This is a genomic window from Shewanella carassii (genome assembly GCF_002777975.1).
Lineage (GTDB): Bacteria > Pseudomonadota > Gammaproteobacteria > Enterobacterales > Shewanellaceae > Shewanella > Shewanella carassii.
Window position 1 is genome coordinate 133,001 of record NZ_NGVS01000004.1, and the last position, 13,316, is coordinate 146,316.

10 protein-coding genes are annotated in these 13,316 nt (G+C 51.6%); 5 read left to right on the forward strand and 5 right to left on the reverse strand.

Annotated elements, in window-relative coordinates; all coding sequences use genetic code 11:
• Positions 1–219 precede the first annotated feature (219 nt).
• A complete protein-coding gene (locus CBE72_RS01440) occupies positions 220–3,339 on the forward strand; it encodes an NAD(P)-binding protein (RefSeq protein ID WP_100141977.1) in 3,120 nt (1,039 codons plus the stop codon).
• Positions 3,340–3,444: 105 nt separating this feature from the next.
• Here CBE72_RS01440 and CBE72_RS01445 read toward each other — a convergent pair whose 3' ends face one another.
• Together CBE72_RS01445 and CBE72_RS01450 are read right to left on the reverse strand one after the other, a co-directional pair.
• On the reverse strand, positions 3,445–5,112 hold the full coding sequence (locus CBE72_RS01445) for a diguanylate cyclase (RefSeq protein ID WP_100142104.1): 1,668 nt from the start codon (positions 5,110–5,112) through the stop codon (positions 3,445–3,447).
• A 229-nt stretch (positions 5,113–5,341) separates the two neighbouring features.
• Positions 5,342–5,857 carry a GNAT family N-acetyltransferase gene (locus CBE72_RS01450; RefSeq protein WP_100141978.1) on the reverse strand — a complete coding sequence of 172 codons (516 nt, stop codon included), beginning with the start codon at positions 5,855–5,857 and terminating at the stop codon, positions 5,342–5,344.
• 498 nt (positions 5,858–6,355) lie between these two features.
• Here CBE72_RS01450 and CBE72_RS01455 point away from each other — a divergent pair, with 498 nt between their 5' ends.
• Entirely contained in the window at positions 6,356–7,333 is a 978-nt protein-coding gene (locus CBE72_RS01455; protein ID WP_100141979.1) for a DUF4382 domain-containing protein, read from the forward strand.
• Between the two features lie 142 nt (positions 7,334–7,475).
• Here the strand turns inward: CBE72_RS01455 and CBE72_RS01460 are convergent, their stop codons facing one another.
• Positions 7,476–8,846 carry a magnesium transporter gene (locus CBE72_RS01460; protein WP_100141980.1) on the reverse strand — a complete coding sequence of 457 codons (1,371 nt, stop codon included), beginning with the start codon at positions 8,844–8,846 and terminating at the stop codon, positions 7,476–7,478.
• A gap of 113 nt (positions 8,847–8,959) precedes the next feature.
• Here CBE72_RS01460 and CBE72_RS01465 point away from each other — a divergent pair, with 113 nt between their 5' ends.
• Positions 8,960–9,451 carry a glutathione peroxidase gene (locus CBE72_RS01465; RefSeq protein ID WP_100141981.1) on the forward strand — a complete coding sequence of 164 codons (492 nt, stop codon included), beginning with the start codon at positions 8,960–8,962 and terminating at the stop codon, positions 9,449–9,451.
• Positions 9,452–9,829: 378 nt separating this feature from the next.
• Here the strand turns inward: CBE72_RS01465 and CBE72_RS01470 are convergent, their stop codons facing one another.
• Entirely contained in the window at positions 9,830–10,054 is a 225-nt protein-coding gene (locus CBE72_RS01470) for a hypothetical protein (RefSeq protein ID WP_100141982.1), read from the reverse strand.
• A gap of 679 nt (positions 10,055–10,733) precedes the next feature.
• Positions 10,734–11,252, reverse strand: coding sequence for a ubiquinone anaerobic biosynthesis accessory factor UbiT (gene ubiT / locus CBE72_RS01475; RefSeq protein WP_100141983.1), 519 nt, complete (start codon positions 11,250–11,252; stop codon positions 10,734–10,736).
• Positions 11,253–11,391: 139 nt separating this feature from the next.
• Here ubiT and ubiU point away from each other — a divergent pair, with 139 nt between their 5' ends.
• Both ubiU and CBE72_RS01485 read left to right on the forward strand, forming a co-directional pair.
• On the forward strand, positions 11,392–12,393 hold the full coding sequence (ubiU, locus tag CBE72_RS01480) for a ubiquinone anaerobic biosynthesis protein UbiU (RefSeq protein WP_100141984.1): 1,002 nt from the start codon (positions 11,392–11,394) through the stop codon (positions 12,391–12,393).
• A 10-nt stretch (positions 12,394–12,403) separates the two neighbouring features.
• Positions 12,404–13,267, forward strand: a complete 864-nt coding sequence (locus CBE72_RS01485; RefSeq protein ID WP_100141985.1) for a U32 family peptidase — start codon at positions 12,404–12,406, stop codon at positions 13,265–13,267.
• The last annotated feature ends 49 nt before the right edge of the window (positions 13,268–13,316 follow it).

Sequence of the window (13,316 nt, forward strand, 5' to 3'; positions counted from 1 at the left end):
CGACAGAGGCGTTCTTCCTTGAGCATTGCATTCCAGACAAGCAAGATAAACGGGAAATCGCGACTTTCTTTCAACCCCATCGCCTGCAACTGTATGCGCCCCAAGGCCAGCGCCAGACAACAGGGACAGCAATTGTAAGATGCCTGAATATGCGCTAGGTTTATTCAGTTAATTCAGCCAGATAAATCTGGCAAACGTCAGTACACAAGGATGGTCGCCATGAACGAACAACGCCCCGACTTTATCTACCCTCCCGGCTCAATGCTTATGCACTCTCCTCTGGTGTTAACCCAGGCCGATATGTACGGCTTTTTCCTCAAGGGCAAGCTTGCCAATTTGCAACAGAGTGTCGATCAAACCCTGAACCGGGTCGCCAACAACAAGATGTATTTCAAGGTGTTGTCCCCTTTTGTACTGACAACTTTCACTCAAATCGCCAAGGCTTATTCCAGTGTCGAGGTGGATCGCAACAAGGGGTGGATCCAGGAAACCGATATCATCACCTGGGTGATGGTGGGCAAACAGGCCGGACCGGATTCCGGCGAAATCAGCGAAATCCTGTTTCAGCCGCTGCATATCTGGGTCAATGATGCGATGGCATTGATCAATGGCCGCGAGCTGTTTGGTTATCCCAAATACGCCTGCGAATACCGGATGCCTGGCGTAGATGAGCCGCTGACAGAACTGTCGTTGTCGGCCAAGAGTTTTCAAAAATTTTCCCCGGATGCCGAACTGGCAATGGCACCACTGCTCCAGGTTAAGTGCAAACCGCAGCAGGAGAATGCCCTCTCGCCACTGGAAGCCATAGGCCAAACCTGGGACTTTATTCAGGCCCAAACCGACTTTATTCCCGATCTGGATGCTCTTGGGGCCGAGCAGGTATTCGAACTGCTGTTCAAACCGGCGGTGGAGCAAGTTTTCCTGAAGCAGTTCCCCGACGCTTCCGGCACCAAGGCGGTATATCAGGCACTGCTGCAGGCGCCGGCCAAAGTCAACAAGGTGCATCATCTGTCGCTGCTGGATAACTCCCTGGTGGCCACCGTCTTTGCCAACGACAGCTTCCCGCTGGCCGATACCCTGGGGGTACAACTCGGCGAGCAGCAGGTGTTGCTGCCCTACCATGTGAACTTTGACTTTGAGGTGCCGCCGGGCGAAGTGTTGGTGGATAACTCTATAGTCAAAAAAGAGAAAATTGCCATTCTCGGTGGAGGCGTTGCCGCCATTACCGCGGCCATGTGCCTTACAGAACAACCTGGCTGGCAAAACCGGTACCAGATAGATATCTATCAACAGGGCTGGCGCATTGGTGGCAAGGGAGCCTCCGGGCGCAATGCCGCCATGGGGGATCGTATCGAAGAGCATGGGCTGCATATTTGGTTTGGTTTCTACCAAAATGCCGCCGCTCTGATGCGCAAAGCCTATGAAGAACTGGGGCGAGCGGATGACGCGCCGCTGGCCAGCTTTGTCGAAGCCTTCAAGCCCCATAACTTCATTGTGCTGCAGGAGCAGATAGAAGGTCGCAGCCTGAGCTGGCCCATAGAGTTCCCGCCCATGCCGGGTATCCCCGGCGACAGTACAGAAACCCTGACGCTGTGGAAATTGGTCAAGGCGGCCTTCTACTGGATCCGTCAATGGTTAAAACGGATGGATGAAGTCGATAAGGCCGTGGCCAAGGATAGCCCCAGAGACTGGTTCTCCCGCGACTGGTTTGAACGCCTGAACGATCGCATCGAAGAGGCGCTGGATGACGCCAAAGATAGTCTGGAAACCCTGGGGGACAAGCTGGAGTGCCGCTTCAACCAGCTGATAGGCCAGGAGTGTGACGATCACCACCACGACACTGTCGAGGACGATGGCCTAATCGAGAGTGCCGTCGATATACTGCATCGGCGTCTCAAGCGCCGCTTTGGCGATCACTTGAGTGGCAATGACGAGCTCAGGCGCCTCTACATAGGTGCCGACCTCGGTCTGACCATACTCAAGGGGATGTTTGTCGATGGGGTATTCAAGGGCGGATTCGATGTTATCAACGGCTATGACTACCGCGAATGGCTGCGTCGCCATGGCGCCAGCGAGCGCTACACTGTTGATTCAGCACCGGTCAGGGGCTTCTACGATCTGGTGTTCGCCTACGAGCAGGGCGATTTCTCCCGCCCCAATGTGGAAGCCGGCACCATAATCCGCTCCATGCTGCGAATTGCCCTCTGCTACCAAGGGGGCGTGATGTGGAAAATGCAGGCCGGCATGGGCGACACAGTATTCACCCCCTACTATGAAGTACTGAAACGCCGCGGAGTGAATTTTCACTTCTTCCACCAGGTACAACAGCTGCATTGTCAGGGGCAATCCGTCAGCAGCATAGAGATAATGGAGCAGGCCAGCCTCAAACCCGGACTCAGCGAGTATCAGCCGCTGGTGGATGTCAAAGGACTCGGCTGCTGGCCAAGCGAGCCTCTGCTATCACAACTGGATGAAACTCAAGCCAGATTAATTGCCGAAAACCGGGTCAACCTGGAACACTTCTGGAGTGATTGGCCGCAGCTGTACCAGCAAGAAACCGGCCACGCTCTGCCGGTGAAACAGCTGCGTAAGGGGGTGGATTTTGACAAGGTGATCTTTGGTCTATCCATAGGAGCCGTTCCTCATGTGGCTAAAGAGGTGATGACCCAAAGTCCGGCGCTATCTCAAGCTGTGGCCAAGGTGCAAACCGTGGCGACCCAGGCCTATCAGTTGTGGCTCAACACAGATCTCAACGGCCTTGGCTGGCAGCTTTTTCCGGCTTCCGGCGAAGAGCCTGTGCTGTCGGCCTTCAGCGAACCCTATGACACCTGGGCCAGTATGGATCAATTGATTGACAAAGAAAGCTGGCCGATAGGCCGCGTCAAAAATGCCAGTTACTTCTGCTCGGCGCTGCCGGTTGCCGAATATCCATCCAGAGAGCAGAGTGACTTTAACCAGCAAATGAATGCCGTGGCCAAGTCCGGGGCTCTGGGGCAACTCGAGCATCAAATAGGCAATCTCTGGCCGGAAGCCAAAAATGGCTTTGTCTGGGATTGGCTGCACGATCCGGAGGAACGTCAAGGACAACAGCGCTTTGACAGCCAATACTGGCGTGCCAATGTCGACCCGTCCGAGCGGTATGTGTTGTCGGTGAAAGATAGCTCGCGTTTTCGCATCACCACAGACGGTACTGGGCTGGATAACCTCTATGTCACCGGCGATTGGATAAAAACAGGGCTGAATGTGGGCTGCGTCGAAGCCGCAACCATGGCGGGTATGCACACCTCCAAGGCTATCTGTGGCTATCCGCGCCATATCAAGGGTGAGGAAGACTTCTGATAGGCATCCAGGCGAGATTTAGCCGGTTCGACTCGGCTTTGGACTTGCTCCTGACTGAGCTGCTGACTTAGCCCAGGAATTAGTCCCGAAATTAGCCCCGTGAGTTTAGCGGGGCAGGCCTTCGGCTGCTGCAAGTTGTCTGGAGTGCAGCTCACGGCGACGCAGACTCTTGCACTGATACAAGTCTTTGTCGGCGGCGCGGACCCAATCCTGGATCGTTTCTTTATCTGTACTGGTGGCAGAGCCATGATTGACACAGAGCTCGGCAAAACCTTCACTGGCAATACGCTGCTCCAGCCTCGGCAGTAAGTTCTGCAGTTGCTGCGCCTCGGCTTCCGGCAACAGCAAAGCAAAGTCATCGCCACCGATACGAAAAGGCTTTAACTTGGCCACAGACCAGCTCTTTAGCTCTTCGGCTATCGCCAGCAGCAATCTGTCCCCTTCCCCATGCCCCAGGGTATCATTGACCCGTTTCAGCCCCTCAATATCCAGCAATACCAAGCGGTATCCTGGCTTGGGCATGCCACTACTCAGGCAGGAATCCGCCAGACTCTCATCATAGGCCAAGCGGTTGGCAAGACCTGTAAGGCTATCACTGCGAGCTCGCTCCCAAGCGATACCCAACTTGCGGATATACTCCTGGCGCTCTTCCGACAAGAGTTTGAGCTTGCTTGCCAACGCCAAGGACAACAGCAGAGCATCGGCAGTGCCGCCCAGCAGAGTCGCCAGCTCGGCATATTCAAAGAAATCCGGGGTGATACCCATGTTACCGGGCAATATGATGATTGCCGGCAATAGCAAACAGCTGAAAGCCATAATGAAATAACGTGCCGGCGAGAAGCCTTTCATCAGACAGACATTACCGCAAACTATCGCCAGTCCAATCCAGAGCATGATAAGCACGGAAGCAATAATCGCTGTATAGGACAAAAGCCAGATACTGGTAGGCAGAGCCAGCACACAGGCCCACAACAAGATGCGACTGAGGCGCCAAAGCTTGGGCGAATAAAGAGAAAGCTGCAAAAAATTGTTATAGAACAAGATGTTCAATATTGGCAGACTGATAAAGAACAGGTGGTGCAACTCGAGTTGACGGAACTGAAACAGGTGCACCGGCAAGTGGAAGGTCAAGGCCCAGCCGCAGAAATAGGCCAGCACATAAAGACCGTACCAAAAGAACGCCTTGTCACGGGTGGTAAAGAAGATGAACAGGTTATAGCAGGCGATAAAAATCAAGCCCCCGAGGCATAGCACCACGGCTGTGGCATGCCTGTCGGCACTGAGTCTGTGTTCCCTTTCCGGTGCCAGACGGATCTCGGGTGCCGATGAGTAGTAACGGCTCTCGACCTTGACCACCAGCCAATAATCTATCCCCGGCTTGATGATGAACCGCCTGCCGTAATCAAACAGATACTGATAGTCGGCATCATAGCCAGAGTGGGCTTGTTGCATGCTGCCATCCTGCCCAAGCAGCAGAAGGTCGATGGATTCTATGATGGAGTTGCGTACGTCTATGACCCAAGACTGTTCACGACTGGCCACTTGCAGAGGGTGTACCATCCAGTAACTGCCGCCAGTCAAACTCAGGCTGGTTTCCTGTTGCGCCCGGATCCAAGCCGGAACATCATCGAACGAAGTCGGTGCCAGCTGTTGTGGCTCTGCCTTAAGAATGTAGCTGTTGTCGAGCACCTGAGCGGCCCAGGTACCCGCACTGAACAGAAGCAAAATAGACGCCAGCAGTAGCCTGCAAAGGTAACCTGAGTGTTTATCCATATTGAAGGGCGAACGTTTGTCTGTCGGCAAATCGATTTCCGTCCAAGGCCATGGCCGTATCCTTATCCCTGAGTACACAAACGCCCAAGGCACTGAATCTATTTTTTATTGTTGATGATTTAACTCTATTTCGGTGAACCGCATTTTGCAATCCAGCTCACAGCATTCGTGATAAAATCCTGTCAGGAAATGCCAGTTTGCCACGCTCTGGTGACGAAAAAGTGTAACTTCAGTCTATTCTGACTCTATCCCCCACCAACTTGAGCATTTCTGTAGTGACATCCACTTGGTCATCCAACACTAAAAAGTACCACCCCACAGTATTGCCTGTGCCCCTGATACTCAGATAGTTACCCCAAAACTGCATCCCGGACTTGAGCAAGTTGTCACGACTGGCACGATTCTCTTCTCTAACTGTAGCAAACAATAGCCGGATCCCCATTTCCCGGGCGATTTGGATCCGTTTTTGGGTCAAGGCCGCCGCAATCCCCCGCCGTCTGTACTCAGGATGCACCATTAGATACCCAAGCTCGGCGATATCTCCGTGACCGGCCTTGATCACAGCGCAGCCCACCAGCTCTCCGGTCCCGTTTTGCGCCACTATCACGGCACGGGAGGCCATAAAGGCCTGATGATCCAAGGGGTGAGCATTATCGTCGCGGCTGTCCACCAGAGCACAGGCGGCAGCAATCAGATCTGGACTTTGGGCCAGGGAAAGCGTGATCTCCTGGACAGGATTAGACATAGATACTCCTTTGGTGACTATACTTGGTGGATATGTGCGCTATTGAAAAGGCGCCCCGATAAAACTTAACCTCGGCTTAACCAGGTTAACGTATGGCTACAGGTAAAAGCCGCAATTAGTTCGGGAAGGTGCGAACAGGTCCCATGTGTGCTCTGCGTAGGCTTACAGGCCAGGATGCAAGGCGTGATTCGCAGCAAATGGCCTTAGTCCTTTGCAAGATGCACAACACAGCAGACTGGCCTGTAAGCCACGCCCTTCGGGGCTTACACTGCAACCGGCTCTCTGCGTTATCCGACTTTGACAGGCCCCGGCATGCCTTCAGTCAGATGCCTTGAACGCCAATTGCTGTGTAAGCCAGAGTGCCACGAGGACCTGTTCGCACCTTCCTTATGTTAGCCCCATTAAGGGAGTTTGTGGCAGACAACAAACATAATTCTCTGAGTAACCCCGGGTAACCGGGTAGCTTTCACGCTCCGGAAAACAACAAGAGGAACCAAGATGAACCATAGTATCTCAACTATCGCACTGCTTTGCGGCTCAGGCCTGTTGCTGACTGCCTGTGGCGGCAGCGACAATGATACCCCACCGACACCAACACCCAATACCGCCAAAGTCAGCTTCGCCGTATCTGATGCCCCGGTCGACAGCGCCGAAAAAGTGGTCGTGGCGTTTGACAAAATTGAGCTGGTACGGGAAGGACAGGATAATATCCTCCTCGAGGTCTCCGGGCCTAACGGCGAGGACTACCGCCAACTGGATCTGCTGGAGTATCAAGGCAGCGACAGCGCTCTCATCCTCAGTGATGCAGAGTTGGAAGTCGGCACTTATTCACAGTTGATCCTGCATGTGGATGATACATCTGCAGAGCTCAGCTATGTGATCGACGAAACCGGTCAGGTAGAGCTCAAGCAACCCAGTGATAAACTGCGTTTAGGCAGCTTTGAAGTCGACAGTACCGGCGTTCAGCGCTTCACCATAGAGTTTGACCTGCGCCGCAGCCTGGTGGAAAACAAAAATGGTCAGCGCTATAACCTCAAGCCCCATGGTGTATCCATAGTCAACAACGCGACTGTAGCTTCCTTGTCCGGTGAGGTGGATATCAACCTGTTCAACGCCGGTGAATGTGCTGCCGATAGCGGCAACTTTGTCTACCTCTATCCCGGTCACGATCTGGACCCAGCACTGCTGACCGATAACCTGGATCCGGATGTCAATCAGAATGCCGTACCAGAAGGCGCGGTAGTGCCATATAACTCGGTCGAAGTGGAGTATGAAGCGGGTAACTTCGGCAAATACGCCTTTGGCTTTATTCCCGCCGGGGATTATACAGTAGCTTTCAGTTGCAGCGCGGAAAATGATAACCCAGAACAATATGATGGTCTCGTCATTCCCAACCCTGCCCCTCAGTTGCATCAGGTCACCCTGAGCAATCAAACCGATACAGTGCAAGACTTCAACGCCGTTGTCGCCCAGTAGTTTTCAAAGCATTATGTGAAAGGGAGCCTGTGCTCCCTTTTGTTTTAACAGCTTTTTTCTTTTGAACGCCTTTTCTTTTGAGTGTCTTCTATTGAGCTCACTTTGCAGCAGTGGTCAATGCTGTCACATAAATAGCTAACGACTATAGATACAGCAAGGTTGCCAATCCAAGGAAGGTAAAGAAGCCGACAACATCCGTGACCGTGGTCAGGATCACCGAACCGGAAAGCGCAGCATCCTGATTGAATTTCTGCAATATCATGGGTACCGTCACCCCGGCCAAGGCCGCAACCAGCATATTGACCAAAATGGCTACAGCAATCGTCATACCTATCAGGTTATCGTCAAACCAGAGCCCGGCGACCAAACCTATGAGTACGGCCCAGAGAATGCCGTTGAGCGCCCCGATCCCAAGTTCGTTCTTCATCAAGGAAAACAGGTTACCTATGGATATCTGTCCCATCGCCATGCCGCGGATCATCAGGGTCAATGATTGCGAACCGGCAATCCCGCCCATAGAGGCCACTATCGGCATCAATACCGCCAACGCCACCACTTTTGCCAATACATCCTCGAACAGACCTATGGTGGCAGAGGCCAAAAATGCCGTCAGCAGATTAATCCCGAGCCAAATGGCGCGGCGACGAGCGCCCTTGACGATAGGCGCAAACAGGTCGTCAGACTCATCCATACCGGCCGAGGCCATCAAACGCGCTTCATAGTGTTCACGCACCAAGGCGGTTGCCGTTCGCAGTGTCAAACGGCCGATTAAGGTGCCTTCTTCATCGACCACCGGCAGTTCAATGTCTGAGCTGTGCTCTATCGCTTCGGCCGCCTCTATCAAGGATGAATCTGCCGACAATACCCGGCTGTCCGGCTCGATAAGCGAAATAAGCAGGGTTTGTGGATCCTGGCGGAAAATCTCATAACGACTGACGGTTCCCTGGTAGTGATTATCCTCATCCACCAGATAGAGGTTTTCGCAACAATCCAAGTCAATACGGCGGAAAAAACGTTGCGCCTGTTCCACCCGGCTCTTGTTACTGAGTACCAAGGCCTGATGCTCTGTGTAACGGCCTATTTCATTTTCCGAGTATTGATCATAAAGCTCGTAGCGCTTGCGTTGCCGCTCACCCATTTGCGCCAAAGCGCGGTCGATAAAGCTATCGGGCAGATAATCGCTCCACTCGATCATCTCTTCTGCAGACAGCTGCGCCAGCAACAGATCCACCTCTTCCACCGACATCTGTTTAAGAAGGCTCATCCTGGGTTCGGCACGCATCAAACTGAGCACAGCCGAACGTTCGGCAAAGGCTATCTGATCCCAGCGCTCATAGCGTTCATCCAGCGGCAAGGACTCCAGCAATAAGGCTATCGTGCCAGGTTCCGCCTCTTCGAGGATCTCACCAAAGACCTCGGCCTGAGCATCCCCTTCCAATAACGTTAATTGCTGTACTACCTGCCCTACCTCGGCTTGCGGTTGAAGCTCAGGCTCGGCTGCTGTTTGTGTCACTCAACTCTCCTCTATTTCTCTATGTGTCCTTGGAATAATATTTAGGTTGCGCACAACTAAATTGCGCACCATAAAATCATCTTGTATAGTTAAGCCTCAACCAAGGAGCCACTATGTCTAACTCAATATACGCTATCCCTGTGGAGAATATCCAAGGGCAACAAACGGATCTCAGTGAATTTCAGGGGCGGGTCATGTTACTGGTCAATACCGCCAGTGCCTGTGGCTTTACCCCCCAATATGCCGGATTGGAAAGCCTATATCAGGAATTCAAAGAGCAAGGCCTGGTGGTTCTCGGCTTTCCCTGTAACCAGTTTGGAGCTCAGGAAAAGGGCGATGAGCAGGAGATCCAGTCTTTCTGCGAATTGAATTTCGGGGTTAGCTTTCCACTGTTTGCCAAACTGGAAGTCAATGGTCCCAACGCTCACCCCTTGTTTATGCTGCTTAAGCAACAGGCCCCAGGCGTATTAGGTTCGGAAAGCATTAAATGGAATTTCACCAAGTTTCTGGTTGACCGACACGGCAAAGTCATCAAGCGCTATGCCCCCACGACCAAACCAGAGGCTTTGCGCAAGCAGATTATTCAATTACTAAGAAGCAAATAATCAATTGAAAAATAAAACAATTAAAAATTTATAATTTTTTTTCGAGACAGGGGGAACCAAAACATCATCACAGACTCCAACATAGTGAGCAGTGAATTTACTTTTTCATGTTCATCATTCTCCCTGAGGGGCTTCTAGCGCAGCCCCATTGATCTTCGATAGATCATAAGGCAGTCCTTAATGGCTGCCTTTTTTTATGTCCAATGACCAGGAGTTATCATTTAGCCGCTATGGGTCATGGCAGTCTTGCATAAGCCGCAAAACGTATAATTGAAAAAAAACAATTCAGAAATTGAACTTTCCTCTGTTCTTTGACTCCAAAACAATGAAGCGATTCAACATGTTCATCATCACCTCCCTTGGATGGGAGCCCAAACGCTAGCGCAATGGGTTTTCGTTCTTTGCACCACTTTGTTTTGTACGAATTTGTTTTGTACGACCTTGTATGGCAGCCCCTTGGGTTGCCATTTTTTTATGTTTGGATATCCGCCTTTTCGCAACCGACTGCCCCGCCAGGAACGCTTCAAAAAAATTTTTATCCTGCCGGGAAACTTTTTCGCTAAAACCGACTCTGAATAACAGAACCTTTTTCAAGTGTTTCATCATCACCTCCCTTGGATGGGAGCCCAAATGCTAGCGCAGCGGGTTTTCATTCTTTGCACGACTTTGTATGGCAGCCCCTTGGGTTGCCATTTTTTTTTAGGTTTGGATATCCGCCTTTTCGCAACCGACTGCCCCGCCAGGAACGCCTCAAAAAATTTTTATCCTGCCGGGAAACTTTTTCGCTAAAACCGACTCTGAATAGCAGAACCTTTTTCAAGTGTTTCATCATCACCTCCCTTGGATGGGAGCCCAAATGCTAGCGCAGCGGGTTTTCATTCTTTGCACCACTTAGTTTTGTACGAATTAGTTTTGTACGACCTTATATGGCAGCCCCTTGGGTTGCCATTTTTTTATCCTACAGCTCGACTCATTCGGATAGATAAATAGTTAATGCCAATATTGCCATTCAAGAAAATGAAAATACTGAGTCAAACGCACTGTAAGACCCTAATGTGACAGACTTTTTGGGGTTCTACTGATAGGAGTGAAGCCAATAAAACTGAATTATTTTGCTTGGTGCGGGAACTCGCGGAAAAATAGACAGTCAGAATTAGTGAACAGAGTGTTTCATCATTATCCTCCCTTAAAGATGGTTTCTAGCGCACCATCCAGAGTTTAGATTGAACTCTGACAGCGACCCAAATGGGTCGCTTTTTTTATGTCTCACTTTTGCCACGTATCAGGCCCATTGAGGCGTGGCTTGTGAACTTTGTAAGAGCGTGGTCAGCAGATAGGCTAACTTATCCAGCATCAGCTTCAGCCCTTTGGGCATACTTTGAACATCTATGCCAAGCAGCAAATTTTTAACCTCGAGGCCCAATTCGGTATCGCCTTCTATACTGAGACGTCGCTGAAAGAACAGAGTATCGGGATCTTCCTTGGCGGCGGCGACCAACAAGAGTTCAGCGCTATTGGCACTGAAGGTGACTTCCGGGGCCACGAAAGGCCGCACCTTAAAACCTTGTTCGAAACTGACTTCAAATGCCAATTCCATGTCCTCGACCCGGACCCCAACCCATTGCTCTTCGAGAAAATCTAACTCTCCATCCTTAACTTGCTCACTGAGCAAGACGGTCAAAAGTTGCTGCAACACACTGGCCTTGACGGCAAAAGGAACCAGAGTCAGCGGCTTGCCAACTAACTTGGGTGCCAGAGTGAGAATATCGCGCGCCGCCTTGGCGGTTAAAGCCTTGCGCATCTTGAGTTACTCCTGATAAAAATGCCAAAACTTCAACAGTCTAACCAAGTTTTATATTCATAAACCTGCTTCATATCAATTCTATGGCAGGCAAAGGTCGATAGACTGTAGTTCTGTACACAACAGGGAGAAAGTTAACATGGAACTTCTGTGTCCGGCCGGCAACTTGGCATCACTCAAGGCTGCTCTCAACGCCGGCGCCGATGCCCTCTATCTGGGGCTGAAAGACGACACCAACGCCCGTTCATTTGCTGGGTTGAACTTCACTCCAACCAAGCTGCAACAGGCAGCCAAAGAAGTTAAATCCCAGGGGCGTAAGCTGTATCTGACCATCAATACTTTTCCGCAACCGGGAGAAGAGAAACGTTGGTATCAGGCCGTCGATCTGGCCGCCAATACAGATATTGATGGACTGATCATGGCCGATCTATCTTTGTTGGACTACGCCCACAGCCGTTACCCTCATTTGCGACTGCATCTATCGGTGCAGGCCAGTGCCACCAATCTCGGCGCCTTGGCTCTCTATAAACGTGAATTCAACATTGAGCGCGCCGTGCTCCCCAGGGTGCTCTCCATCAAGCAGGTCAAAGATCTCGCCAAGGCCAGTCCGGTTGACCTGGAGGTCTTTGCCTTTGGCAGTCTGTGTATCATGGCCGAAGGGCGCTGTCAGCTGTCTTCCTACGTGACCGGAGAATCGCCCAACTCAGGTGGTTCCTGCTCACCGGCAAAACACGTGCGCTGGCAGGAAAACCAAGGCTGTCGCCAGACCCGTCTCAACGAAGTCTTAATTGATAGCTCGGGACTGAATGAACAGATGGGTTACCCTGTGGTGTGCAAGGGACGCTACCTGACCGAGGAAGATAGCCAACCAGGGTTCCTGCTGGAGTCCCCCACCAGCCTCAATACCCTGGACTTGTTACCAGAGCTGGCTCAAGCCGGCATAGTGTCACTCAAGATTGAAGGACGTCAGCGCAGCCCCGCCTATGTGGAACAGGTTACCCGGGTTTGGCGTCAGGCGCTGGACACTTATCAGAATGCGCCGGAACAATTCCAATCCAAACCCGAATGGCATGCCGCGCTAGCCAAAGTTTCTGAGGGACAAACCACCACACTGGGTGCCTACGAGCGCAGCTGGCAATAGGACGTTTTCTATGAATATCTCTCTTGGCCCGCTACTCTATTGCTGGCCTAAAGCACAGGTACAAGCCTTCTACCGTGACGTTGCAGACAGCACTATTCCACAGGTTTACTTGGGTGAAGCCGTTTGCAGTCGGCGGCGGCAGATGAAGTTTGCCGATTTTCTGGCCCTGGCCCATGAGCTCAAGGCCGCCGGCAAACAGGTTGTACTGTCAACACTGGCCTTAATAGAGGCACAATCCGAGCTCAAAGAGCTTAAGAAACAACTCGATAATGGCGACTTTCTAATTGAAGCCAATGATATGGCCGCCGTAGGTATGGCGCGAGAGCAGGGACTGCCTTTTGTTTGTGGGGCCAGTATCAACAACTACAACAGAGCTAGCCTGGATAAACTGCATCAGTGGGGTATGCAGCGCTTTGTGATGCCCATTGAGCTGTCAAAGACTTGGCTGCAAAAAGTCATCTCTCCGGCACCGAATTTTGAAATCGAGGTATTGGGTCATGGCTACTTGCCCTTGGCCCACTCGGCCCGTTGTTTTACCGCCCGCCACAAAGGCCTGGCGAAAGATGACTGTCAAACAGTATGTCTTGAGTATCCCAAAGGGCTGCTAGTCCAGACTCAAGAGCAACAGCCGCTATTGCGACTCAACGGCATACAGACTCAGTCGGCAGCCCATTGCGACCTCAGACGGGAAATACCAGAAATGAAACGTTTGGGCGTTGACTGGTTCAGGGTATCACCGGATAGTCATGATTCCATCGCACTGGCGGAATCTTTACAGCTAGATGAAGGGAATGAAATCGATGCTGAAGTCAGCAAAGAAGCCTGTAATGGCTACTGGCACGATGCACCTGGCATGCTCTATCAAAGACTTTGATAAAACTCGGTACTTATGCCCCTTAAGCAAGCTACTAAAAAATCATAGA